Source organism: Streptomyces cinerochromogenes, from assembly GCF_014648635.1.
Lineage (GTDB): Bacteria > Actinomycetota > Actinomycetes > Streptomycetales > Streptomycetaceae > Streptomyces > Streptomyces cinerochromogenes.
Genome location: NZ_BMRM01000002.1, coordinates 378,942 through 402,742 on the forward strand (window position 1 = coordinate 378,942; position 23,801 = coordinate 402,742).

At 69.8% G+C, this 23,801-nt stretch carries 27 protein-coding genes; 13 read left to right on the plus strand and 14 right to left on the minus strand.

Translation table 11 applies throughout. From position 1 onward, the window contains the following. The first annotated feature begins 144 nt into the window (after positions 1–144). A complete protein-coding gene (gene serC, locus IEZ20_RS05475) occupies positions 145–1,263 on the plus strand; it encodes a phosphoserine transaminase (RefSeq protein ID WP_189294949.1) in 1,119 nt (372 codons plus the stop codon). A 75-nt stretch (positions 1,264–1,338) separates the two neighbouring features. On the opposite strand, the gene IEZ20_RS05480 is transcribed toward serC, so the two are convergent. From IEZ20_RS05480 to IEZ20_RS05490, 3 genes are all read right to left on the minus strand, one after another. Next, the gene (locus IEZ20_RS05480; RefSeq protein ID WP_229895883.1) at positions 1,339–2,205 is read right to left on the minus strand and encodes an RpnC/YadD family protein; all 867 of its coding nucleotides are present in this window, start codon (positions 2,203–2,205) and stop codon (positions 1,339–1,341) included. Between the two features lie 184 nt (positions 2,206–2,389). Beyond that, positions 2,390–2,569 (minus strand): DUF397 domain-containing protein, encoded by a 180-nt coding sequence (locus IEZ20_RS05485; RefSeq protein ID WP_189294950.1) that lies wholly within the window; start codon positions 2,567–2,569, stop codon positions 2,390–2,392. Next, positions 2,566–3,435, minus strand: a complete 870-nt coding sequence (locus IEZ20_RS05490) for a helix-turn-helix domain-containing protein (RefSeq protein ID WP_189294951.1) — start codon at positions 3,433–3,435, stop codon at positions 2,566–2,568. The genes IEZ20_RS05485 and IEZ20_RS05490 overlap by 4 nt, the downstream gene beginning before the upstream one ends. 139 nt (positions 3,436–3,574) lie before the next feature. Here IEZ20_RS05490 and IEZ20_RS05495 point away from each other — a divergent pair, with 139 nt between their 5' ends. Further along, a complete protein-coding gene (locus tag IEZ20_RS05495) occupies positions 3,575–3,997 on the plus strand; it encodes an ATP-binding protein (RefSeq protein WP_189294952.1) in 423 nt (140 codons plus the stop codon). Next, positions 3,990–4,169 (plus strand): hypothetical protein, encoded by a 180-nt coding sequence (locus tag IEZ20_RS05500; protein WP_189294953.1) that lies wholly within the window; start codon positions 3,990–3,992, stop codon positions 4,167–4,169. The genes IEZ20_RS05495 and IEZ20_RS05500 overlap by 8 nt, the downstream gene beginning before the upstream one ends. Here the strand turns inward: IEZ20_RS05500 and IEZ20_RS05505 are convergent. Both IEZ20_RS05505 and IEZ20_RS05510 read right to left on the minus strand, forming a co-directional pair. Beyond that, entirely contained in the window at positions 4,159–5,007 is an 849-nt protein-coding gene (locus IEZ20_RS05505) for a helix-turn-helix domain-containing protein (protein WP_189294954.1), read from the minus strand. The genes IEZ20_RS05500 and IEZ20_RS05505 overlap by 11 nt on opposite strands. Positions 5,008–5,025: 18 nt before the next feature. After that, entirely contained in the window at positions 5,026–5,715 is a 690-nt protein-coding gene (locus IEZ20_RS05510) for a DUF6879 family protein (protein WP_189294955.1), read from the minus strand. Positions 5,716–5,867: 152 nt separating this feature from the next. Here IEZ20_RS05510 and IEZ20_RS05515 point away from each other — a divergent pair, with 152 nt between their 5' ends. Both IEZ20_RS05515 and IEZ20_RS05520 read left to right on the plus strand, forming a co-directional pair. Then, positions 5,868–6,101, plus strand: coding sequence for a DUF397 domain-containing protein (locus tag IEZ20_RS05515; RefSeq protein WP_189294956.1), 234 nt, complete (start codon positions 5,868–5,870; stop codon positions 6,099–6,101). Between the two features lie 79 nt (positions 6,102–6,180). Beyond that, a complete protein-coding gene (locus IEZ20_RS05520; protein WP_189294957.1) occupies positions 6,181–6,651 on the plus strand; it encodes a hypothetical protein in 471 nt (156 codons plus the stop codon). A 60-nt stretch (positions 6,652–6,711) separates the two neighbouring features. On the opposite strand, the gene IEZ20_RS05525 is transcribed toward IEZ20_RS05520, so the two are convergent. After that, positions 6,712–8,280: an alpha/beta fold hydrolase gene (locus tag IEZ20_RS05525; RefSeq protein ID WP_189294958.1), complete on the minus strand. Its 1,569-nt coding sequence runs from the start codon at positions 8,278–8,280 to the stop codon at positions 6,712–6,714. Between the two features lie 188 nt (positions 8,281–8,468). Beyond that, positions 8,469–9,449 carry a WD40 repeat domain-containing protein gene (locus IEZ20_RS05530; protein WP_189294959.1) on the minus strand — a complete coding sequence of 327 codons (981 nt, stop codon included), beginning with the start codon at positions 9,447–9,449 and terminating at the stop codon, positions 8,469–8,471. 144 nt (positions 9,450–9,593) lie between these two features. On the opposite strand from IEZ20_RS05530, the gene IEZ20_RS05535 reads away from it, so the two are divergent. The 4 genes from IEZ20_RS05535 to IEZ20_RS05550 all read left to right on the plus strand — a co-directional run bounded on the left by IEZ20_RS05535 (position 9,594) and on the right by IEZ20_RS05550 (position 12,909). Beyond that, entirely contained in the window at positions 9,594–10,277 is a 684-nt protein-coding gene (locus tag IEZ20_RS05535) for a GDSL-type esterase/lipase family protein (protein ID WP_189294960.1), read from the plus strand. A gap of 88 nt (positions 10,278–10,365) precedes the next feature. Beyond that, a complete protein-coding gene (locus IEZ20_RS05540; protein WP_189294961.1) occupies positions 10,366–10,950 on the plus strand; it encodes a Uma2 family endonuclease in 585 nt (194 codons plus the stop codon). A gap of 344 nt (positions 10,951–11,294) precedes the next feature. Further along, positions 11,295–11,780: a carboxymuconolactone decarboxylase family protein gene (locus IEZ20_RS05545; protein WP_189294963.1), complete on the plus strand. Its 486-nt coding sequence runs from the start codon at positions 11,295–11,297 to the stop codon at positions 11,778–11,780. 133 nt (positions 11,781–11,913) lie between these two features. After that, positions 11,914–12,909, plus strand: coding sequence for an aldo/keto reductase (locus IEZ20_RS05550; protein ID WP_189294965.1), 996 nt, complete (start codon positions 11,914–11,916; stop codon positions 12,907–12,909). Positions 12,910–13,206: 297 nt separating this feature from the next. On the opposite strand, the gene thpR is transcribed toward IEZ20_RS05550, so the two are convergent. Further along, positions 13,207–13,779: an RNA 2',3'-cyclic phosphodiesterase gene (gene thpR / locus IEZ20_RS05555; protein ID WP_189294967.1), complete on the minus strand. Its 573-nt coding sequence runs from the start codon at positions 13,777–13,779 to the stop codon at positions 13,207–13,209. A gap of 53 nt (positions 13,780–13,832) precedes the next feature. On the opposite strand from thpR, the gene IEZ20_RS05560 reads away from it, so the two are divergent. Then, positions 13,833–14,357, plus strand: coding sequence for a GNAT family N-acetyltransferase (locus IEZ20_RS05560; RefSeq protein WP_189294969.1), 525 nt, complete (start codon positions 13,833–13,835; stop codon positions 14,355–14,357). 177 nt (positions 14,358–14,534) lie between these two features. Here IEZ20_RS05560 and IEZ20_RS05565 read toward each other — a convergent pair whose 3' ends face one another. Next, a complete protein-coding gene (locus tag IEZ20_RS05565) occupies positions 14,535–15,881 on the minus strand; it encodes an MFS transporter (RefSeq protein ID WP_373303904.1) in 1,347 nt (448 codons plus the stop codon). Positions 15,882–15,908: 27 nt separating this feature from the next. Next, positions 15,909–16,346, minus strand: a complete 438-nt coding sequence (locus IEZ20_RS05570; RefSeq protein ID WP_030642980.1) for a MarR family winged helix-turn-helix transcriptional regulator — start codon at positions 16,344–16,346, stop codon at positions 15,909–15,911. Positions 16,347–16,500: 154 nt separating this feature from the next. Between IEZ20_RS05570 and IEZ20_RS05575 the strand changes: the two genes are divergently transcribed. Then, positions 16,501–16,683, plus strand: a complete 183-nt coding sequence (locus IEZ20_RS05575) for a ribbon-helix-helix protein, CopG family (RefSeq protein ID WP_189294974.1) — start codon at positions 16,501–16,503, stop codon at positions 16,681–16,683. Between the two features lie 16 nt (positions 16,684–16,699). On the opposite strand, the gene IEZ20_RS05580 is transcribed toward IEZ20_RS05575, so the two are convergent. After that, the gene (locus IEZ20_RS05580) at positions 16,700–18,151 is read right to left on the minus strand and encodes an NCS2 family permease (protein WP_189294975.1); all 1,452 of its coding nucleotides are present in this window, start codon (positions 18,149–18,151) and stop codon (positions 16,700–16,702) included. Between the two features lie 150 nt (positions 18,152–18,301). On the opposite strand from IEZ20_RS05580, the gene IEZ20_RS05585 reads away from it, so the two are divergent. Further along, positions 18,302–18,568 carry a DUF2530 domain-containing protein gene (locus tag IEZ20_RS05585; RefSeq protein WP_189294977.1) on the plus strand — a complete coding sequence of 89 codons (267 nt, stop codon included), beginning with the start codon at positions 18,302–18,304 and terminating at the stop codon, positions 18,566–18,568. 50 nt (positions 18,569–18,618) lie between these two features. After that, entirely contained in the window at positions 18,619–20,985 is a 2,367-nt protein-coding gene (locus tag IEZ20_RS05590; protein ID WP_189294979.1) for an HAD-IC family P-type ATPase, read from the plus strand. A 48-nt stretch (positions 20,986–21,033) separates the two neighbouring features. Here the strand turns inward: IEZ20_RS05590 and IEZ20_RS05595 are convergent, their stop codons facing one another. The 3 genes from IEZ20_RS05595 to IEZ20_RS05605 all read right to left on the minus strand — a co-directional run bounded on the left by IEZ20_RS05595 (position 21,034) and on the right by IEZ20_RS05605 (position 23,762). Further along, positions 21,034–21,867, minus strand: a complete 834-nt coding sequence (locus IEZ20_RS05595; RefSeq protein ID WP_189294981.1) for a hypothetical protein — start codon at positions 21,865–21,867, stop codon at positions 21,034–21,036. Positions 21,868–22,068: 201 nt separating this feature from the next. Then, entirely contained in the window at positions 22,069–22,962 is an 894-nt protein-coding gene (locus IEZ20_RS05600) for a hypothetical protein (RefSeq protein WP_189294983.1), read from the minus strand. A 41-nt stretch (positions 22,963–23,003) separates the two neighbouring features. After that, on the minus strand, positions 23,004–23,762 hold the full coding sequence (locus tag IEZ20_RS05605; RefSeq protein WP_189294985.1) for a calcium-binding protein: 759 nt from the start codon (positions 23,760–23,762) through the stop codon (positions 23,004–23,006). Positions 23,763–23,801 lie beyond the last annotated feature (39 nt).

Genomic DNA, 23,801 nt, shown 5'->3' on the forward strand with positions numbered 1-23,801 from the left:
CATCTCGTCACAGAAAGTCACCGAAACTTGTCCACAACCCCGCCCCTATCGTCGTACAACCCCACAAGTCCGCGTCCCGGTGATCTCGTCTCATCGAACGGACACGTCTCCACCTGGCAGAACACCACCGGCTAACCTCGTCCCGTGGCCGACATCCAGATTCCCGCAGACATCAAGCCCGCCGACGGACGCTTCGGCGCGGGCCCCTCCAAGGTGCGGACCGAGGCGCTGGACGCCCTCGCCGCCACCGGTACCTCCCTGCTGGGCACCTCCCACCGGCAGGCGCCGGTGAAGAACCTGGTCGGCAAGGTCCGCGAGGGCATCTCCGAGCTGTTCTCCCTCCCCGAGGGGTACGAGGTCGTCCTCGGCAACGGCGGCTCCACCGCCTTCTGGGACATCGCCACCCACGGTCTGATCGAGAACAAGTCGCAGCACCTGAACTTCGGCGAGTTCTCCTCGAAGTTCGCCAAGGCCGCCAAGCTCGCGCCCTGGCTGGCCGAGCCCACCGTCATCGCCTCCGACCCCGGCACCCACCCGGAGCCGCGGGCCGAGGCCGGCGTCGACGTCTACGCCTTCACCCACAACGAGACCTCGACCGGTGTGGCCATGCCGATCAAGCGGGTCGAAGGGGCCGACGAGGGCGCGCTGGTCCTGGTCGACGCCACCTCCGGCGCGGGCGGCCTCCCGGTCGACATCGCCGAGACCGACGTCTACTACTTCGCCCCGCAGAAGTCCTTCGCCTCCGACGGCGGCCTGTGGATCGGCGTCTTCTCCCCGGCCGCGATCGAGCGCGCCGAGCGGGTCCACGCCTCCGGCCGCCACGTCCCGGAGTTCTTCTCGCTCCCCACGGCGATCGACAACTCCCGCAAGAACCAGACGTACAACACCCCGGCCCTCGCCACCCTCTTCCTCCTCAACGAGCAGCTGGAGTGGCTCAACGGCCAGGGCGGTCTCGCCTGGTCCACCGCCCGCACCAAGGACTCCTCGACCCGCCTGTACTCCTGGGCGGAGGAGTCCAAGTACGCCACCCCGTTCGTCTCCGACCCGGCCAAGCGCTCCCAGGTCATCGGCACGATCGACTTCTCCGACGAGATCGACGCCGCCGCCGTCGCCAAGGTGCTGCGCGCCAACGGCATCGTGGACACCGAGCCGTACCGCAAGCTCGGCCGCAACCAGCTGCGCATCGCGATGTTCCCGGCGATCGACCCGGCGGACGTCGAGGCGCTGACGAAGTGCGTGGACTACGTGATCGAGAAGCTCTGACTTCGCGAGTAGTACGACGCCGAAGGGCGCCCGGTGACGAACACCGGGCGCCCTTCGCTGTTGCAGCCCGACGGCTCACTCCCCGGCGAACAGTCCCTCGGCGGTCTCCACGGTCAGGGAACGGTCGAACCACGTCCCCAGCACCTCCAGGTCGCCACAGGCCATGACCCGCTCCCGGACGGCGTCGGAGACCTCAATGCCCCGCACTTCAAGCACCCGCAGGATGTCCTCGGCCTTGCCCTCCACCTTGCCCTTCGCCTCACCGTCGGAGTGGACCTGGATCCACGTCTCCTCCATCACGCTGCCGAAGCCGGGGAAGTTCGGGGTGTACACGGCCATCAGTTTCCTCCAGTGATCGCGGGCCGGCCCGTCGTCCAGACCCACCTCGATGTATTCCGCCCACTTCGCATCGGGCCCCAACACCGGCGCCACCGCATCCAGTATCGCCAGGATGCCCGGATCCTTGGCATTGATGAGCACGGAGAATGTGGTGAGGGCCGGATCCTTCGCCGCCTCCTCCGGGTCGGTGATCGGGCGTACGCCGATCGGCCCCAGGACCAAGGGAAACACCTCCATGCTCGTATGGAAACTGCACCCGATGCGGATGGGTTCCTCCGCCCACGCCGCCGTCTTCTTGTCCCGGCACACCACGACCAGAATCGGCGGCAACCGATACTTGGCGTACATGTGCGCCATGTAGTACGTCCAGCTGTTGTGCTTCTCCGGGTCCGGCTTTGTCTGAGACTCGACGGCGAGAAGAAACCCACCTTCGTCGCCTGCCGTACGGACCCGGAAGAAGCTGTCCACCCGACGCTCCAACGGCCTGATCTCGGTGAGATCGGTGTCGAGCGGCTCGATCGAGCTGTACTCGGGGAACTTGACGCCCGTCTCCGGTACGAGACGGGCTAAGAGATCCGGCGCGTCTCGGAAGATACGGTGCACCGCGTCATGCTGTGAACTGGGCATATGACGAACGGTAGTCACGCGAATGCGCGCCGTACGACCATATGGCGGCAAGGTCAACCGATTGAGTGAATTTGCCGCTGGGATATGCCAACCCGGTCAATGGAAAAGGCGCCCGGCCGAGTACGAACGGCCGGGCGCCTTGCGTTGTCGCGTGCTGTGTCTACGCGAACTGCTGGAGGAAGGCCTGCCAGCTGTCGCGGGAGACGGTGAGGAGGGGGCCGTCGTCCTGCTTGCTGTCGCGGACGGCTCGGCCGCCGGGGGCCGTGTCGGCGACCTCTACGCAGGCGTTCTCCTGCCCCGAGTACGACGACTTCCAGAAGGGGCTTACGACCTCGGTCACGATGTGTCTTCCTTCAGGCTCCGCAGTATCCCCCGGATGAGCTTCGCACTCGCGTCCGGTGCCAGCGCAGCCGATCGTAGTAGGTCGAATGCGTTGGCGTAAGCGGCAAGGTCCTCCGCCCCTTCGAGGACCGACGTGCCGCGCAGGTTGTCCATGGCGACCGCTTCGACCGTCGGTTCCTCATCGAAGCTGAAGGAGTAGAAGGCGGAGGAGTATCCGGCCAGGGCACCCGCGCTGAACGGCAGTACTTGCACGGTGACGTTCTTGCGTTTACCGGCTTCGAGGAGGGCGGCCAACTGTTCCCGGTGGGTCTCGGCGTTCATCAGCGGATGCGCGACGACCGCTTCCCAGATGATGGCCGTGTACGACGCTCCTCCCTCAAGGATTTTCGCCTGCCGCCCCATGCGCACCTTCACCAACTGCGCGGCACGCTCCGGCTCCATGTAGTGGGGACCGTCGGCGATGACCGCTTCGGCGTAGGCCTGGGTTTGCAGGAGCCCCGGCACCATGACCGGCTGCCACTCACGGATGTACGTCGCGTCGTCTTCCAGCGCGATGTGATCCACGTAGTCCGGCCGGAGGTGTTCCGCGTGTTCGAGCCACCAACCCCGGTTCTTGGAGTGCTTGGCCAACTCCTCCAGCTTGGCCCGCACTTCCGGGTCGGTGACGCCGTAGGCATCCAGCAGCAGCCGCACTTCGATCACGCGCGGTGTGGCGTGTCCGCTCTCGATGCGGCTGATCCTGGCCTGGCTCGTGGCGATTACCTCGGCGGCCTGCGGCTGGTCCAGCTTGGCAGCCTGTCGGTACTGCCTGAGCGCCGTGCCAAGTCGCCGGCTGCGTACGGTCGGTCGTCCACCTGCGGGCATGGGGCCTCCCCTCTTCTTCGGCAACCCTGCCACAGCAGTTGACCTCGAAAAGCGTGCATAACTCGATCGAGTGAAACCGCTGCATGTATTTCTGGGTTTCCCTTGCAGCGACTCTGCATGTATTCCTAGGTTCAGCCGCATGCCCTCAACCGAAACCTTCCGCATCCCCACCCGCAGCCGCCACGTCCCCACCGCCCGGCACTACGTCCGCAAGGCCCTCGCGGACTGGGGCATCACCGACGACCTGGCCGACCGGGCGATCCTGTCGGCGAACGAACTCGTCACCAACGCCGTGACCCACTGCCTCGTTTCCCACGCCCGCGTCCGGGTCACGCTCGTCCTGTGCGGCCGGGAGCTGGTGCTGGAGGTCTCCGACCCGGACCGGGACCGGCTCCCCCGCCTCCGCGACCCCGGCCCCGACGAGGAGGGCGGGCGGGGGCTCGCGCTCGTGGAGGCCTTGGCCGACACGTGGGGGCACCGGCAGGGGCCGTACACCAAGACCGTGTGGGCCCGGTTCACGCTCGCCCCCGAGGTGGTGGCCGGTGTTCCGGACCGTGCGTAAGCCCAGCCCCTACGACGCCCGGTGGCGCCGCTGGTACACACGCTGCCGTGCCGCCGGCCGCTGGCTGCCGTTTCCCCGCGACGAGGAGTGCTGGCAGGCGCCACCCCGGCCGACGGCTCCCCTGTGGGAGACCGCCGACGACGTCGTACGGCCGTACGTGCTCAGACCTTGATGCCGCGGCGGACCCGGGCGATCACCTGCTGGGCCTCGGCACCGTAGACGGCCGACTCGGCGAAGGTGTCCCAGACGCGGCGGTAGAGAGCGATCGTTTCGGCATCGTCCAGCCAGAGTTCGGCGTGCCAGTCCTCGACGGTGACCAGACGGTCGTCCAGGACCCAGAACGAGTTCCCCGGCGGCAGACGCAACGCCGCGTCCAACGGCACTATGCCGAGATGGACGGTGTCCATGCCCACCACACCCAGCAAGCGGTCCATTTGGGCTGCGAGTACCTCCGGCGGACACATCTGAGCCCGCAGCGCCGGTTCCCACATGAGCACGTTCAACTGTCTGCCCGGCACGTACAGCCATTCCTGCCGCTTCATGCGGGCCCGCACCGCGTCCTCCATGTCCTGAGGGGACCGGCGGAACTCTGCATGGCGCTTGAAGATGCTTCGGGCGTAGTCGGCCGTCTGAAGCATGCCGTTGACGACGTGGTCGTCCCACACGTACAGGGTTCGTGACTCGCTGACTAGGGCGTTCCAGGTTTCCTGCACCGGCGCGTGCCCTGCGGCAAGCAGTCGCCGCCAGGAGCGGAGGTGGCTTTCGAAGCCCTTCAGGCGGGCACTGAGTTCGGGCAACACACCAGGCTGTCCCACGGCCTCGGCCCATGCCCGGAGGTCGTCGTCCGTGGGAGTCTGTCTGCCGTTCTCCAGCTTGCTGACCTTCGACTGCGGCCACCCCAGCCGCTGGGCCAGTTCCGTACCGGTGAGCCGGCCATCAGGACTTTCGACACGCAGCTCCCTGAGCCTGTGGCCCAGGTCCGCGCGTGCCCTCTGATAGTCCGTGCTCACCGGTACCTACTCTTACCCCTACGCGTCGCTGTGCATCTCCGCCGTGAACTGCTGCCACGGCACGGCGTGATGCCATGCAGCATCCCTCACCATGCAGCAGCGCACCACCTCTGCGGGCTCGGTGATCAGGTCCACGTGCGTGAGCTGGTCGTCGTCATCGAACCGCAGGAGGGCGATGAGTCGGCTGTCGAACAGCCAGAAGTCCTCCGCGGGGAGCTGAAGCCGGTCGGCGTCGGCACGCCACAGGTTCCGGATGTCCTCGCCCATGCCGCTGTTTCGCTTGGCGTTGTCGAGAAGGTAGAGCTGACCAGTGGTCGGCTGTTCGTCCACGATCCGTACGCGCTCGACCCGCTTCCGCAGGGCGGTCTGCTCGCGAATCGTCTTGCAGTACGGATGGTCGAAGGTCCAGTTGGCCCTGCCGGTCTCCACGAACTGACGGTACGTCTCGGTCGCTTCGTCACTCGCGTATCGGCGGCGCGTCTCCAACCGCCATGCCGTGTGCTCGAACTTGCCGAAGAGGCTGCTGAACTCGTCCAGATCGATCGTTCGCACCTTCCTCGTCCGCTCCTTCGGTGTCCAATCCACCAGAAGGTCACGCGGTACTACCACGGCGACTTCCCCTTCCGAAAAGTGCTGAAGCTGTGCGATGTCCTCCGACGCCCCATGCCCAACCACCCCCTGGGTGTTGACGATGTTGGTCCCCAGCATGTCGGTGCCTCTGAGTGAAAGTCCATGCATCTAGAGTGACGACGCGCGAATAACCAAGAATATTCGCCTACTTGCTCCGCCCCGCCGTCCTACGGTCACCTCTCGAATCCACACCCACTCGGCTCCCGCAGCGGAGCAGGAAGGTGCCACCCATGGTGAACGGAAACGACCTGTACGCCCTCGACCTCAGCGGCGTCTCGTTCGTGACGGCGTGCGGGGGCAACACCCACCCGGACGGCGAGTCGTGCCTGATCCTCGCCCGGATCGGGCAGGACGCCTGGGCCCTCGGTGACAGCAAGCGGCCCGACAAGGAGCCGCTGCGGTTCAGCACGGAGGAGCTGGCCGTGGCCGGGATCGACCCGGCGCGGTTCGGGCTGCCCGTCTGAGCCGGCCCCTTCTCCCACTGGTCCCGGTCGGGCACGGTCCCGGCCGGGACCGGTCCGCCTCGGCGAACTGGACACGCCCGTGCACCACCATGCCTATCTCTGGGCCGGCCCCAAGGACCGCTTCGACCAGGAAGCCCTGCGTCGGCCGCCCCACCCCGACCCGCCTCCGGCGGAGAGCAAGCCGGAAGTGATCCTGCGGTACCGGGAGGTGGCCGCGGGGTTCCCCACGTCGGACCTGCCGCCGATCGAGACGGCCTACTGGCTCGTCAAACCGGGCTCGCTGGTACGTGGCACATGGCCGGACCCGGACGCGGCCGCTGCGTGGCTCAGTGACCGTCTGGCCGAGTACGCGCCCCGGTTCGCGTCCGAGCCGGAGCGCAGCGGCACGCGTCTGAAGGCGCTTGTCGCCTCCGCCGCCGAACGGCTGGGCTCGGGAGGTGACGTCTCGCTCGGGTTCTACCTCGAACGTCCCTCCTATCTCTCGCTGGCGCTGGTCACCTGCTCCCCCAATCACCAGGTCCCCGCGCTCCCCTGTCCGCTCGGCGCCTGAACGAAAGGGCGCCCGGTGCACGAGCACCGGGCGCCCCTCGTGGGTCAGCGGGTCAGCGGGTCAGAAGCTCGGGACCAGCGACGGCTTCACGCCCAGGCCCTGCCTGCCGGACGGCTTGCAGGTGACGTCCCTCGCCGGCAGCTTGCCGGTGCTCAGGTAGGCGTTGACGTTGCTGTCGGCGCAGGAGCGCGGGTCACCGCCGTAGACGCCGTGGCCCTCGCCGCCCTTGACGTACACCATGCGGGAGCCCTTGAGGGCGCGGTGCATGCCGAGGCCGCTGGCCAGGGGGGTCTGGGAGTCCCACTGGTTCTGGACGGTCAGCAGGCGGACCTTGTTGTCGACCTTGGTGACGGGCTCGACCGGCTCGCCCCAGAACGCGCAGGGCGTGATGTTGGAGCCGAAGTCGCCGTAGAGCGGGTACTTGGCCTTGTCCCGGACGGCATCGCGCCGGTACTGCTCCGGGTCGTGCGACCAGGCCGCGGTGTCACCGCAGAGCACCGACCAGAAGGCGGCGCTGCCGTTGTCCGCCGGGGGCCGCGCCACCCCGGAGCCCGCCGACGCGGAAGCCCAGCGGGGAGCCGGCCGGACGCCCGGCGGCAGGAGGGAGTGGCGGGAGGAGCCGTGGCCGGCCGCGGCCTTCTTGAGCTCGACCACCGCCTCGGCCGCATACTTGGGCGAGAAGAACACGGGGCGCAGGCCGGACCGGATGTCGTCGCCCGTGTACTTCTGGCCGTCGAGGTCGATCGGGGTGCGGTCGGCGCGGGCGACCAGGTTCCAGAAGGTCTTGCGCACCTCGGCCGGGGTGTTGCCGAGCTTGTAGGTGCGGTGGTGCTGCGCGGTGTACTTCGTCCAGCGGGTGAACGCCGGCTCGGTGCCCGAAGCCCAGATCTGGATCATGCCGCGCCACACCCGGGCCGGGTCGACGGAGCTGTCCAGCACGAAGCGGTCGGTCCGCTCGGGGAACATCTGCGCGTAGACGGCGCCGAGGTACGTGCCGTAGGAGTACCCCAGGTAGGAGAGCTTCTTCTCGCCCAGGACGGCACGGATGACGTCCATGTCGCGGGCGGTGTTGCGGGTGGTGATGTACGGCAGCTCGTCACCGCTCTTGGCACGGCACTTGTCGGCGACGGTCCGGGCCCACTTGACGTCGCGGCTGAACGTCTCCGCCTTGTAGGGGTGTTCGCTGTTCTGCTCGGCTCCCGTGAGGTTGCAGGTCACCGGGGTGCTCCGGCCCACGCCGCGCGGGTCGAAGCCGATGAGGTCGTACTGCTCGCGGACCTTCTTGGGCAGCAGGTCCTTCATCATGGCGGGCATGCCCAGGCCCTCGCCGCCCGGGCCGCCGGGGTTGAAGAGCAGCGCGCCGTGCCGCTTGCCGGGGACGCTGGTCTTCAGCCGGGAGACGGCCAGCTTGATGGTCTTGCCGTCGGGGCGGCTGTAGTCGAGCGGGACCTTGATGGTCGCGCACTGGAACGCGGCGGACTCCGACGCGTCGCATCTGTGCCAGGCGGGCTTCTGGGTCTCGAACCTCCCCAGCGGTTCCGCAGCGGAGGCCTGCGCCGGGGCGAGGGCGGGGACGAGGGTCGCCGTGACCCCCACGGCGAGCACGGGCGCCAAGCGTCCTATCCGCACGATGGACGTTCCTTTCCGTCAACTTACGGGTCGGAACGACGATTTCGTGTCGGACGGGGCGTACGAATCCATCTGGGAGGCGGACTTGCTCCACCTTCCGGTGGACACAGAAAGGGACCTGCGGAGGAGAACCGGGACGCGCTGATTTCCGTCCGCCCCCCACGGGGCAGGGGCAGCGTGTGTGCTGCTCAGCCGCGCCGCAGCCGTCGCAGGCCGAACAGCGCCGCCACGCCGACCACGACGATCACGGCGCCGACCTTGAGGCTTCCGCCGCCCCCCTTGTCCGCCGCGTCACCGGAACTCCCGCTCGCGGACGGCGACTTCCCGGCGGGGCGGTCCGGCGCGTCGGCCGCCTGTACGGCACTGTCGGCGCCCTCGCTGCCGTACATCAGCTTGGTGCCGTCGGCGGAGTACGACACCGACTCGCCCTGTCCCTGGAGCGGCACGTCGAGCCGCCCCTTGCGCCGGAGCCGGCCGCCGTTCCAGTCGTAGGCGATGCCGCCGAAGTAGCCGCGTACGGCGAGGTGCCGGCCGTCCGGGGAGAAGGCGGCGTCGGTCGCCCACAGGTCGACGGCCGCGACGGGCCTGAAGACGTTCGCGCCGGAGGTGGAGAGGGTGGCCGGGCCCTCGTACAGGTGCCCGCCGTCCTGCTTCTTGTCGATGATGTAGACCCGCCCGGTCTTCGGGTGGACGAGCAGCGACTCGGCGTCGCGCGGTCCGTCGGAGTACTTCACCACGTACTGCGTGGCCGTGACCGTCTGATCGGTGAGCTTCTCCGGCTCGGGCAGCCGGTAGATCCACACGTACGGCCACCGGCCGCCGAAGTTGTCGCCGATGTCCCCGACGTAGATCTCGTTGTGCGGTCCGATGGAGATGGCCTCGACGTCCCGTGGGGAGCCGATGCCGCGCAGGGTGATCCGTGCGACGGTCTTTCCGGTGGTGCTGTCCACGGCGTAGAGGTACGGCCCGTCGTCGCTGTCGTTGTGCGTCCAGTAGATGCCGGGGTGCTGCCGGGAGGCCGCGAGCCCGCTGGACTCGGTGATCCGCGGGTCCTTGATGGTGAAGCCCTGGTCCCCCGCCCCCTCGGCGGTTCCCCCGGCGGCGGAGGCGGGCAGCGCGCAGGCACCGGCGAGCAGCACCCCGGCGAGAACGGCGAACGATCGACGCATGAGCCAAGCCTGCCATTCCCGGCGGCGGTTCAGGGAAGGTTGCCGGCCAGGGGCGGGGCAGGTGGCAGTCCGGGGCCCGTGACGTGGCCCGCCTCACAGCCACCACTGGCCCCACGCGCCTCAGGGATCCTTCATCATGAGCGGATGCTGAGGTTCATGCCCGTGGGCGACTCCATGACGATCGGGAGCGCGGGCGAACACACATGGCGTTACCGGCTGTGGCAGCACCTGTGCGGCTCGTACGACGGCCCCTTCACCTTCGTCGGCCCGCGCGAGACGCTGTACGACAAGCAGGCCGACGCCCCGACGTCCCTCGCCTACGCCGAACCCGGCTTCCCCCGCGCCCACCTCGCGGGCTGGGGCGAGGGCTGGCTGCACATGGCGCCGCTGATCGGCGACGCGGTGCGCACCCACCGCCCGGACGTCCTGCTGGTCTCCCTGGGCCTGATCGACCTCGGCTTCTACACCAACGCCGAGCAGACGGCGGAGAACGTACGGGCCTTCGTCGCGGCCGCCCGGGAGGCCGGCCCGCGCATCCGGATGGTGCTGCTGCCGGTGATACCCAACATCCGGGCCTCGGCGGACGCGCCGTTCGCCGAGCAGGTCGACCGGTTCAACGTGCTGCTCGCCAAGACGGTCGCCGACCTGGACGAACCCCGGTCGCCGCTGCTGCTGGCCTCGCCGCCCGCGGCGTACGACATCCACACCGACACCTACGACGGCACGCATCCCAACACGCGCGGCGAGCACCGGATCGCGGAGGCGTTCGCGGGGGCGATGTGGGAGGCGTGGGGGGTCGGACAGGCGTACGCGGCGGGAACGGGCTGACCGGAATCCGGCGTCTCCTCGTCGTGGTGCCTATCGTTGTACTGCGCGGCTGCACCTGTCCGTGGGGCAGCCGGGGAGGAGCGCCACGATGACCGTCCTCGAAGACAGGATCGAGATGGCCGAGGAGAGCGGCGAGCTGACTCTGGACGCCCTGTTCGAGTCGCTTGAGCGGACCACCCCCGAGGGATACAAGGTCGAGATCGTCGAGGGGGCCATCTTCATGTCGCCGCAGCGGGACACCCACTGGGAGATCATCGCCGATATCTACGAGCAACTGCGCACCAAGTTCCCGCGCAAGCGCGTCAAGTCGGACGTCCGCATCGACTACCCGGGCCATCTCAACGGCTTCTGCTCCGACGTCACTCTCATCGCCGAGGGCGCCGAGAAGACGCCCGGGGGGCTCTGGCGCTGTGGCGACGTCGAGTTCGTGGCAGAGGTCATCTCGAAGGGCACGGCACACAACGACTACGGCCCCAAACGGACGGCCTACGCCACCGCCGAGGTCCCCGTCTACCTCATCGCCGACCCCTACCAGGGACGGTGCCACATCCACACGGACCCCAAGGACGGCGACTACGCCGTGAGTACGCGAGTGGACTTCGGCACCGACGTCGACCTGACCGGCACCGTGGTCGACCTGGTCCTCAAGACCGACGACTTCCCCCGCGACTGACCCCGCTCCCCCACGTACAACGCCTCCCCGGAATCGGCCGGCCCCGCCCCCTTTCCTCGCCGCCCTCGCCGCCCTCGACGCCCTCGACGCCTCTCCGACGCTCGGGCCCTTCTGCCCCGGGTGCGGCAGCTGGAAGCCGCCCGTCGCCGCGGACTCGGTGTCGGCCCGCGCGGGCAGCCGCCCGTGCCCCCCGGCCGCTCCGACAACCCGCCGCCCCCGCCCTCACGGTGACGTGAGTCACACGGGTGCGGTTGTCACAGCGGCGGCCCGGGCGGCATCTCGTGGTCGGTACGACGCCGCGCCCGTCACCGGCGCGGCACCGACTCCACGAATGAGGACCACCCATGGAACCCCGTCTCGACCTGATGGACAACGAACTCGGCGCCAGGCTCGGCAAGCGGTTCGCCAATGTCAGTCTCGGGATCGCGCAGTCGACGCTGCCCCGGACCATCCAGGATCTGGTGATGCTGCGCGCCAGCCAGATCAACGGCTGCGGTTTCTGCGCCGACCTGCACTCCAAGGAGGCCACGGCGGCCGGTGAGACCGCGGTCCGGCTCCACCTGGTGGCCACCTGGCGGCACTCCACCGTGTTCACCGAGGCCGAGCGGGCCGCGCTCGCCCTCGCCGAGGAGGGCACCCGGATCGCCGACGCCCACCCCGGCGTCTCCGACGAGACCTGGGAGCAGGTCCGCAAGCACTACGACGAGGAGCAGACCACGGCGCTGGTCTACCTGATCGCCATGATCAACGCCGCCAACCGGCTCGGCGTGATCGCGAACAACCAGGGCGGCTCGTACGCGCCGGGCACGCTCGGCGGTCTGGCGAGCTGAGCCGCCGGGCCGGCCGGCGCCGGCCGCGGGGACCCGGTCCGGCCAGGGCCGCCGGGCCGGGTCCCCGCCCCCAACCACCTTGATCCCCGGAGCACTTGCCTAGAGCGCACTCCAGGCCGTTGGCTAGTGGACCATGGAGTACACGCAGCTCGGACGCACGGGACTCAAGGTCAGCCGACTCGTCCTCGGGACGATGAACTTCGGTCCGCAGACCGACGAAGCCGACAGCCACGCGATCATGGACGCGGCGCTGGACGCGGGCATCAACTTCTTCGACACCGCCAACGTGTACGGCTGGGGCGAGAACAAGGGCCGCACCGAGACCATCATCGGCAACTGGTTCGCCAAGGGCGGCGGGCGGCGCGAGAAGACCGTCATCGCCACCAAGGTGTACGGCAACATGGCCGCCGACACCGACAACGCCTGGCCCAACCACGACAAGCTCTCCGCGGTGAACATCCGCCGCGCGGTGGACGCCAGCCTGAAGCGGCTCCAGACCGACCACATCGACCTCTACCAGTTCCACCACATCGACCGGAACACCCCGTTCGAGGAGATCTGGCAGGCGATCGACGTCCTCGTCCAGCAGGGCAAGATCCTCTACGCCGGGTCCAGCAACTTCCCCGGCTACAAGATCGCCCAGGCCAACGAGATCGCCGCCCGCCGCGGCGGCACCATCGGCCTGGTCAGCGAGCAGTGCCTGTACAACCTCGCCGAGCGCCGCGCCGAGATGGAGGTCATCCCGGCCGCGCAGGACTACGGCCTCGGTGTCATCCCGTGGTCGCCGCTGCACGGCGGCCTGCTCGGCGGGATCATCAAGAAGGAGGTCCAGGGCGGCCGCCGCGCCTCCGGCCGGGCCGCCGACACCCTCAAGGACCCGGCCGCCCGCGCGCAGATCCAGGCCTACGAGGACCTGCTCGACAAGCACGGCCTGGAGCCCGGCGAGGTGGCCCTGGCGTGGCTGCTCACCCGCCCCGGCGTGACCGGCCCCATCGTCGGCCCGCGCACCGCCGGCCAGCTGGAGTCCGCCCTCAGGGCGGTGGAGCTGGAGCTGGGCGAGGACCTGCTGAACAGCCTGGACGAGATCTTCCCGGGCCCGGGCCCGTCCCCGGAGGCCTTCGCCTGGTAAGGGGTTCCCTCCGGGGCCGGCAGCTTCCGGGACCGGCAGAGGGCAGCGCCCCCAAGGGGCGCGGGGAACTGCGCGACCGGCCACGGCGCGCACGCAGCCGTAGGGCGGCCGCAGTTCCCCGGCACCCCCGAGCCAGTGAAAGGGCGCACGGCCGGCATGCCTGACGCATGGCCGGCAGGTCTAACGCACGACCGGCACGCCTAACGCATGGCCGACGACAAGGCCACCACCACGAACATCAACACAAGCACACCGGCCATGATCCGGTTCCGGGTTTTCGGGTCCACGTATGCGAGACTAACCGGCCCCGCCCAGCGCCCATCGCCCGACCACCTCGTACCGTGGCTGCTCCCCCGCCACCCCGGACGTCGGCAGACGACTGCGCACCAGCGCCAGGTCGCCCACGGTCCAGCTGCCGCCGGCGAACTCCGCGAGCTCCGCCACGTACGGCCGTACGTCCACCGCCTCCCGGCTGCGGGCCAGCGTCAGATGGGCCTTGTACCGCCGGTGCTCCCCCATCGGCACCCCGGCCTTCCGCGCCGCCGCCTCCGCCCGGCCGGCCAGCAGCCGCAGCGCCTCCACGTCCCCCTCGGCGCCCGTCCACAGCGCGCGGCCCCGGCCGAACTGGCCGCCGCCCGCGAGGGCCAGGGAGAAGGGGGCCGAGCGCTGGGCCGCGCGGGCCAGGCGGTCCGACAGGGCGGGTACGACGTCGTCGGCGACCTCGCCGTAGAACGCGAGGGTGAAGTGCCAGCCGGGGCGGGCGGTCCAGCGCAGCCGGACGGCGCCCGGCAGCCGCCGCAGCCGGGACACCTCCGCGGCGAGTTCGTCGACGATGTCCTCGGGGGGAATCACGGCGGCGAAGAGTCTCATGGGCCTCACGATCCCACCCCACGGTCGCGGATCCCGGGCGGCATGATGGGCGCATGGCGATCACCATTCGAGAAGGCGGCCCCGACGACCTGCCCGCGATACTCGGCATGCTCGACAGCAGCGTGGAGTGGCTGGTCTCACAGGGGCGCACCGTGCAGTGGGGCACCGAGCCCCTGTCACGGCACGAGAAGACGGTGGCGGCGGTCGTGCGGGCCATGGACGAGGGGACCACGTACATCGCCGAGGTGGACGGCGTACCGGCCGCCACCCTCACCCTCACCGACGGGCCCGGCTCCTACCTGTCCCACCTGCCGCCGCCCGGGGAGCCCGAGCGGTACATCCACTGGCTCGCCTCCGACCGCCGCTTCAAGGGGCACGGCGCGGGCAGCGCCCTGCTCGCGCACGCCGCCGAGGTGACCCGGCGGGCCGGCGTGGGGCTGCTGCGCGTGGACTGCTACGCGGGCGGCGACCGCAGGCTGGTCGCCTACTACGAGGCGAACGGCTTCACCCCGACGCACCCCTACACCCACGGCCCCGACGCCTGGCCGGGCCAGGTGCTGGCCCGGAGGGTGCTGTAGGGGGCAGTGCCCCGAAGGGGCGGGGGCCGGGGCGGTGTGCGGTTTCGCCGCGCGGGCGCGGGCAGCCCGCCACGGGACCCGCGCCCCGCCACGGAACCCGCGCCCCGCGACGGTCCGCACCCCCGCGACGGTCCGCACCCCCGCGGCGCCGCCCCTCCGGCACCCCGGCCGGCAGGCCTACGCGGCCGTCGCCAGCCGCTCCCGCTCGCGCGGTACGAAACGGACCCGGGGGTGGCCGTGGTGCCAGCCCACCGAGACGCGCAGGCCGCCGATGCGGACGAGGGCCAGGCCGATCGCGGCGGCCGCGGCGGCCGACACGACACCGCCGGCCGCGAAGCCGATCCGGGCGCCGTAGGTGTCGGTGACCCAGCCGACCACCGGCGCGCCCAGCGGCGTACCGCCCATGAACACCATCATGAACAGGGCCATCACCCGGCCGCGCATGGCCGGGTCGGTGGCCATCTGCACGGCCGTGTTCGCGGTGACGTTGACCGTCAGACCGAAGACCCCGATCGGCACCATGAGCAGCGCGAACAGCCAGTACGACGGGGCCGCCGCGGCGACGGTCTCCAGCGCGCCGAAGGCCAGCGCGGCGGCGATCAGGACGCGCAGCCGGGCCGTGCCGCGCCGGGCGGCCAGCAGGGCGCCGACCAGGGAGCCGACGGCCATCAGGGTGTTGAAGAGGCTGTACGCGCCGGCCCCGGCGTCGAAGACGTCGTCGGCGTAGGCGGAGAGCCACACCGGGAAGTTGAAGCCGAAGGTGCCGATGAAACCGACCAGGACGATCGGCCAGATCAGCTCGGGCCGCTTGGCGACGTAGCCGAGGCCCTCGCGCAGCTGGCCCTTGCCGCGCGGCGCGCGCTCGACCACGTGCAGTTCACGGGCGCGCATCAGCAGCAGGCCGGCGATGGGCGCGGCGAAGGACAGGCCGTTGGCGAGGAACGCCCAGCCGGTGCCCACACCGGTGATCATGACGCCGGCGACGGCGGGGCCGACCAGCCGGGCGGACTGGAAGTTCGCCGAGTTGAGACTGACCGCGTTCTGCAGCTGCTCCGGGCCGACCATCTCGGAGACGAAGGACTGGCGGGCCGGGTTGTCGACCACGGTGGCGAGGCCGACGGCGAAGGCGGCGACGTAGACGTGCCAGACCTGGACCTGGCCGGAGAGGGTCAGCGCGGCGAGCGCCAGTCCGGTCACGGCCATCGAGGACTGGGTGACCAGCAGGGTGGGCCGCTTGGGCAGGCGGTCCACGAGGACGCCGCCGTACAGCCCGAACAGCAGCATCGGCAGGAACTGCAGGGCCGTCGTGATGCCGACGGCCGCGGAGGAGCCGGTGAGGCCGAGGACCAGCCAGTCCTGAGCGATGCGCTGCATCCAGGTCCCCGTGTTGCTGACGACCTGGCCGGCGAAGAAGAGGCGGTAGTTCCTGATCCTCAGCGAGCTGAACATCGAGGACTTACGGGAACCGGGGGTGGCTGGGGTGGTCGGTGCGGGGGCGGAAGGTGTTCCGGATCCCGTACTCAAAAGGATTCGCCTCCTTCGGTGGTGCGCTTACAGGTGTGCGAGCTTCTCCAGCACGGGGGCGGCGGCGCGCAGGGCGGCCCACTCGTCCTCGTCGAGGCCCTCGACCAGGCCGGCCAGGAAGGCGTTCCGCTTGCGGCGGCTCTCTTCGAGCATGGCCTCGGCCTGTTCGGTCTGGGTGACGACCTTCTGGCGCCGGTCCTCGGGGTGCGGCTCCAGCCGGACCAGTCCCTTGGCTTCGAGCAGCGCGACGATGCGGGTCATCGACGGCGGCTGGACGTGCTCCTTGCGGGCCAGTTCGCCCGGGGTGGCGGAGCCGCAGCGGGCGAGGGTGCCGAGCACCGACATCTCGGTGGGGCTCAGCGACTCGTCGACGCGCTGGTGCTTGAGCCGACGGGACAGCCGCATCACGGCGGAGCGGAGAGCGTTCACGGCGGCAGCGTCGTCGCCATGGGTAAGGTCCGGCATGTTCTTTAGCGTAACTCATTACTCTCGCTAAAGACCAGCCGGGTGCGCCCGTACGCCCGTGACCCCCGCCACTGCACCCTCCGATCACCCGTATGAGTGAGTCGGCTCCGGAAAGCGACGCATCGCACGGCCGGTTGTGGCGACCCTCGTACGCATGGGGACCAGTGTGCTCAGCCTGCGGATAGACGGGGAGCTGCTCGAAAGGCTCCGCCACCACGCGGCGAAAAGAGGAATGAGCGTCCAGGACTATGTCGTCCGGACGCTCATTCGCGATGACTTCGACCAGCGGTTCCAGACCGCCGTCGAGGAGACGGAGAGGTTCTACGGGGTCACCTGACGGCCCCCGCCGGGGCTCAGGTCAGGCCGAGGGCCGGCATCAGGTAGTAGAAGGCGAAGACGGCCGAGACGACGTACATCGCGACCGGGACCTCCCGGGCCCGCCCGGCGGCCAGGCGCAGCACCGTGAAGGTGATGAAGCCCATGCCGATGCCGTTCGTGATCGAGTACGTGAACGGCATCATCAGCATCGTCACGAAGGCCGGGATCGCGATGGTGTAGTCCGCCCAGTCGATCTCCTTGACGGAGTTCGACAGGATCAGGAAGCCGACCGCGACCAGCGCCGGGGTGGCCGCCTGGGACGGGACCATCGTGGCGACCGGGGTGAGGAACAGCGCCACGGCGAAGAGGCCGCCCGTGACGATGTTCGCGAGGCCGGTGCGGGCGCCCTCGCCGACGCCGGCCGTGGACTCCACGAAGGCGGTGGTGGCCGAGGAGGAGCTGGCGCCGCCCGCCGCGACCGCGAGGCCGTCCACGAAGAGGACCTTGTTGATGCCGGGCATGTAGCCCTCGGCGTCGGTCAGCTTGGCCTCGTCGCTGACGCCCATGATCGTGCCCATCGCGTCGAAGAAGCACGACAGCAGGACCGTGAAGACGAAGAGGATGCCGGTCAGCACGCCGACCTTGGAGAACCCGCCGAACAGGCTGACCTGGCCGACCAGGCCGAAGTCGGGGGTGGCGAGCGGGTTGCCGGGCCACTTCGGGACCGTCAGGCCCCAGGAGGGGACCTTCGCGACCGCGTTGACGACCACCGCGAGGACGGTCATGCCGACGATGGAGATGAGGATCGCGCCCGGCACCTTGCGGACGATCAGGGCGAAGGTGAGCAGCACGCCCAGGATGAAGACCAGCACCGGCCAGCCGGTGAGGTGGCCGCCGGTGCCGAGCTGGACCGGGACGGTGGTCTGGGCGGCGTCCGGCATCCGGGTGACGAAGCCGGAGTCGACCAGGCCGATCAGCATGATGAACAGGCCGATACCGATCGAGATCGCCTTGCGCAGCCCGAACGGCACGGCGTTCATCACGCGCTCGCGCAGACCGGTGGCGACCAGCAGCATGACCACGATGCCCGCGAGGACGACCATGCCCATGGCGTCCGGCCAGGACATGCGCGGCGCGAGCTGGAGCGCCACCACCGAGTTCACGCCGAGGCCGGCGGCGAGCGCGATCGGCACGTTGCCGATGACGCCCATCAGCAGCGTGGTGAACGCCGCCGTCAGCGCCGTCGCCGTCACCAGCTGGGCGTTGTCCAGGTGGTGCCCGTACATGTCCTTCGCGCTGCTGAGGATGATCGGGTTCAGCACGATGATGTACGCCATCGCGAAGAAGGTGGCGAAACCGCCCCGGACCTCGCGGGCGGCGGTACTGCCGCGCTCGGAGATCTTGAAGTAGCGGTCGAGGGCGCCGAAGGCGGGCGCGCCGCCCGGCTTCTCGGGGGTGGGGGCCTTGGCGGGTGCCGAGGTGGACATGGAGGACCTCATCCCCAGCGGGGTTCCCCCGAGCCCCGTTGGAGTTTTCTACGATCAGAAGCGGTCAAAGACAAACGGTTTCAGTATGAACGTATGAGCCTGAGATCGCTATCTCCGCGCGTAGACACGGGCGGCGCTTAAGCTGTGCGCATGGCTAAGTGGACCCCCAAGCACGAGGCGCCGGAGCCCCTGGAGGGGCCCGTGGTCGCCACCATCACCGGCGGCACCCTCGTGTGGTTCGTCCTCTTCCTGGTCCAGCTCCCCTTCTACGGCTGGTTCGAGGACCACGGACACCTGTGGTGGCTGTGGACCTGCCTGGCCGGGGGCGGGCTGGGGCTGATCGGCGTCTGGTACGTCCGCAGGCGGGACGCGGCGATCAAGAGGGACGCGGCCCTGAAGTCGGCCGGGGCGAAGTAGCCGACCCGTTCGGCAGGTGAACGGGCAGAACCGCACGTACCGTCGATGGCATGAGCCATACGGACGTGGCCCTGCCGAAGAGCCCCGCGACCGGGCTGACCGGTGCCGAGGTCGCCGACCGCGTCAGCCGCGGCCTCGTCAACGACGTGCCGGTGCGCAGCAGCCGGTCGCTCGGGGAGATCGTCCGGGCCAACGTCTTCACCCGGTTCAACGCGATCATCGGCGTGCTCTGGCTGGTCATGCTGTTCGTCGCGCCGTTCCAGGACAGCCTCTTCGGCTTCGTCATCCTCGCCAACACCGCCATCGGCATCGTCCAGGAGTGGCGGGCCAAGCAGACCCTGGACTCCCTCGCGGTGATCGGGGAGGCCCGGCCGACGGTACGGCGGGACGGAGTGGCGACCGAGGTGGCCACCCACGAGATCGTGCTGGACGACCTCGTCGAGATCGGTCCCGGCGACAAGATCGTGGTCGACGGGGTGTGCGCCGAGGCGGACGGGCTGGAGATCGACGAGTCGCTGCTCACCGGCGAGGCCGACCCCGTCGTCAAACGCCCCGGGGACCCGGTGATGTCCGGCAGCTTCGTGGTCGCCGGCGGCGGCGCCTTCACCGCCGCCAAGGTCGGCCGCGAGGCCTACGCCGCCCGGCTCGCCGAGGAGGCCTCCCGGTTCACGCTGGTCCACTCCGAGCTGCGCACCGGCATCTCCGTCATCCTCAAGTACGTCACCTGGATGATGGTCCCGGCGGCCGTCGGACTCGTCATCACCCAGCTCGTCGTCAAGAACGACGACCTCAAGGACGCCGTGGCCCGCACGGTCGGCGGGATCGTGCCGATGGTCCCCGAGGGACTGGTGCTGCTCACCTCCGTCGCCTTCGCGATCGGCGTCATCCGGCTCGGCCGCAGGCAGTGCCTGGTGCAGGAGCTGCCGGCCATCGAGGGCCTGGCCCGTGTCGACACCGTCTGCCTGGACAAGACCGGCACCCTCACCGAGGGCGGCATGGACGTCACCGAGCTGCGGCTGCTGGACGGGGCCGAGGAGCCGTACATCCACAAGGTGCTCGGCGCGCTCGGCGAGTCCGACCCGCGCCCGAACGCCTCCCTCCAGGCGATCATCGACGCCTACCCGGACAGCGACGACTGGCGCTGCGTCGAGTCGCTCCCCTTCTCCTCCGCCCGCAAGTACAGCGGGGCCTCCTTCAGCGAGGGCGACGGCGAGACCAGCACCTGGCTGCTGGGCGCCCCCGACGTCCTGCTCCGCCCGGAGGACCCGGCGCTGGCCGAGACCGAGCGGCTCAACGAGCAGGGGCTGCGCGTGCTGCTGCTGGCCCGCGCCCACCGCGACCTGGACGACACCGAGCCGGCCCGGGGCGCCCGCCCCACCGCCCTGGTCGTCCTGGAACAGCGGCTGCGGCCCGACGCCTCCGACACCCTGCGCTACTTCGCCGAGCAGGACGTCCGCGCCAAGGTCATCTCCGGGGACAACGCGGTGTCGGTCGGCGCGGTCGCCGCGAAGCTGGGCCTGGACGGTACGGCGGTGGACGCGCGGCGGCTGCCCGGCGACCGGCCGGCGATGGCGGAGGCCCTCGACGCGGGCACCGTCTTCGGGCGGGTCACCCCGCGGCAGAAGCGGGACATGGTCGGCGCGCTCCAGTCGCGCGGGCACACGGTCGCGATGACCGGCGACGGCGTGAACGACGTGCTGGCCCTGAAGGACGCCGACATCGGGGTCGCCATGGGCTCCGGTTCGGAGGCCACCCGGGCGGTGGCCCAGATCGTGCTGCTGGACAACAGCTTCGCGAGTCTGCCCTCGGTGGTCGCCGAGGGCCGCCGGGTGATCGGCAACATCACGCGGGTGGCGACGCTGTTCCTGGTGAAGACGGTCTACTCGGTGCTGCTCGCGGTGCTGGTGGTGTGCTGGCAGGTCGAGTACCCGTTCCTGCCCCGGCACCTGACCCTGCTGTCCACCCTCACCATCGGCGTCCCGGCCTTCTTCCTGGCCCTGGCGCCGAACACGGAGCGGGCGAGACCCCACTTCGTGCGCCGGGTGATGCGGTACGCGGTACCGGGCGGCGTGATGGCCGGCGCGGCGACCTTCGTGACGTATCTGCTGGCCCGGCACCACTACTCCGGGCCCGGCGCCCTGGACGCGGAGACCAGTGCGGCCACCCTGACCCTGTTCCTGATCTCGATGTGGGTCCTGGCGATCATCGCCCGCCCCTACACCTGGTGGCGGGTGGCCCTGGTGGCCGCGATGGCCGTGGCCTTCCTGCTCGTCCTCGCCGTCCCGGCGCTCCAGGACTTCTTCGCCCTCAGGCTGGTCGGCATCGAGCTGCCGTGGACGGCGGTCGGCGTGGCGGTGGTGGCGGCGACCGCCCTGGAGTACCTGTGGAGATGGGTCGGCCGCCGCTTCCCGGCCTGAGACGGCCCGGGAGGGCCCGGGAGGGCCCGGGAGGGCCCGCGGCGGGTGTTACTGCACGTCGACGTAGTCACCCGCGGCGCTGACCGCCGGGGTGGTCGAGGTGCCCGCGAAGCTGAAGCGCCAGTAGCCGTCGTAGGTGGCGGTGGTGGTGGTCTTCAGGTTGCCGTACGAGTCCGTGTTCACGGTCTTGACGGTGGTGTAGGTGGTCGTGCCCGCCTTCTTGAACTGGAGCTTGACCGGCTGGCCGGAGTAGCCGTGGTACTGGTGGTCCTCCCAGTTGGCGCGGGTCAGCTTGCCCGTCACCGTGAGGGTCTTGCCCTTGCCGACCGGCTCGGGGCCGGCGTTGACCGTGAGCTTGGAGTAGCGCTGCACCAGGGTGCTGCCGAGGCCGCTCTGGTCCTTGTAGCCGACCTTGCTCATGTCGGCGGGGTTGTCCTGGTTCTGGCCGTTGAAGGCGACCGCCTCGGCGGCCACGCTCCAGGAACCGGCCCAGGCGTTCTTCAGGTCGCCGTCGGCCGGGTAGATGTCGACCGTGCCCTTGCAGGTGGCCGTCGTCGCCGAGGTGGCGGTGCACTTCGCCGGGTTGTCGCCGTACAGCTCGGCGGTCGGGGTGTCGAAGGAGCCCTTGTAGAGGTAGGCGTCGGTGTAGAAGTCCGCCTTGGTGATGTCCACGTCGGAGCCGTGGGTCAGCGTGTAGGAGTAGGTGGCGCTCACCTCGTTGGTGGTGCCGACGTTGATCGCCTTGGCGATGGAGACGCTCGAGAAGCTGACGTTCAGCGTGTACGGCGTGCCGGAGTCACCGGTGGCGTGCGCGGCCGGGACGGCGAGGGCGGACAGGGCCAGGGCGCCGGAGACGGCAGCCACGGTGGCACGTATGCGCATGTGCGTTCCCCTGGGGGAGAAGGTGATCATTGGAGTCGGTCGACTCGGACGGTCTGATCCACGGCGCACACGGCGGGTTGTACGGCAAGACGGGTTTCCGGCCAGATTTTCCGCTCGCCTTACCTGTGCATGGCACAAATGAGAGAAAGCATTCCGGTCCCGGGGAGCGGAACCCGCTCGCCGGGACCGGACCGGTGCCGCCTACTTCACGTCGACGAAGTCACCCGCGGCGCTGACCGCCGGGGTGGTCGAGGTGCCCGCGAAGGAGAAGCGGTAGTAGCCGTCGACCGTGGCCTTGGTCGTCGTCTTCAGGGCGCCCGTGGAGTCCGTCTTGACGGTCTTCAGCGTGGTGTAGGTGCTGGAGCCCTTCTTGCGGAACTGCAGCTTCACGGACTGTCCGCTGTAGCCGTGGTACTTGTGGTCCTCCCAGTTGGCGCGGGAGAGCTTGCCCGTGACGGTGAGGGTCTTGCCCTTCTTCACCGGCTCCGGGGCGGCGTTGACCGTCAGCGTGGAGTTGCGCTGGAGCAGGGTGGTGCCGAGACCGTCGACCTGCACGGCCTCCTTCTCGGAGTCCATGTCGAGCGCGACGCCCGCACCGTGCCAGGTCCCGGCCTGTGCGTTGCGCAGCTTCAGGTCCGCGTCGGTCTCCCGCGGGTTGACGACGATCGTGCCCTTGCAGTCGGCGGTCGTCTCCGAGGTGGCCACGCAGACGCCGGGCGCGTCGCCGCCGGCGGCGTTGTCCGGGTTGACGGACGAACCGTGGTAGATGAGCGGAACGCTGAGGAACCCGTCGGAGTCGATGTCGACGTCGGCGCCGTGGGTCAGGGTGTAGCTGACCGGGACGGAGACCTTGTTGGTGGTCCCGACCTTGATCGCCTTGGCGATCTTGAAGTGGGAGAAGGTGACGTCCAGGTCGCCCTCCGCCGGGGAGGCGGCGACGCCGGCCTTGCCGGAGGCGGAGTGCTGGAGGAGAACCTTGGCGAGGTCCGCGCGGTGGGCGGACGTACCGCCGTCGGCGGCCTGCGCGGCCGGCACGACGAGGGCGGAAAGGGCCAGGGCGCCGGAGACGGCGGCCACGGTGGCGCGAAGACGCATGTGTTGTCCCTGAGTGGTGGTGGTGCTGTGGATCCGGCCGCTTACTTCACGTCGACGAAGTCACCCGCGGCGCTGACCGCCGCGGTGCTCGCGTTGCCCGCGAAGGAGAAGCGGTAGTAGCCGTCGGCCGTGGCGGTCGTGGTGGTCTTCAGGTTGCCCTTGGAGTCCGCCTTGACGGTCTTCAGCGTGGTGTAGGCGCCGGCGCCCTTCTTCTTGAACTGGAGCTTCACGGACTGCGAGCCGTAGCCGCCGTACTTCAGCGACTCCCAGTTGGCGCGGGTGAGAGCACCGGTGACGGTGAGGGTCCTGCCCTTCTTCACCGGCTCCGGGGCGGCGTTGGCGGTGAGCTTGGCGGCGCGCTGGAAGGAGAAGGAACCAGCCTTGTCCTTCGAGACGAAGTCGTCGTCGTTGGCGTCGATCCAGGCGCCGACGTACCAGGTGCCGGCGTTGCTGTTGCTGAGGTAGTCGACCTTCGGGTCGATCTTCACCGACGCGGTGCAGGTGGACGTGGTGGAGTTGACGGCGACGCAGCTCGGCTTGCCGGTCATCTCCCAGCCGTAGCCGGGGCCCCGGAGGTCGAAGGCCTGGGCGCCCTTGATGCCCGAGTTGTCCGTCGCGGTCACGCTGACCTTGATGGTCACCGCGCCGCTGGTGCCGATCTGCACCTTGTTGTCGCTGTCCACGACCACCTTGGTGATCTTCGTGTCGCCGTAACCGCCATCGGCCTGCGCGGCCGGGACGGCGAGGGCGGACAGGGCCAGAGCGCCGCCCACGACGGCGACAGAGGCACGGATGCGCATGTGATGTCCCCACGTTCAGATCCGCGGAGTCGGGTGACT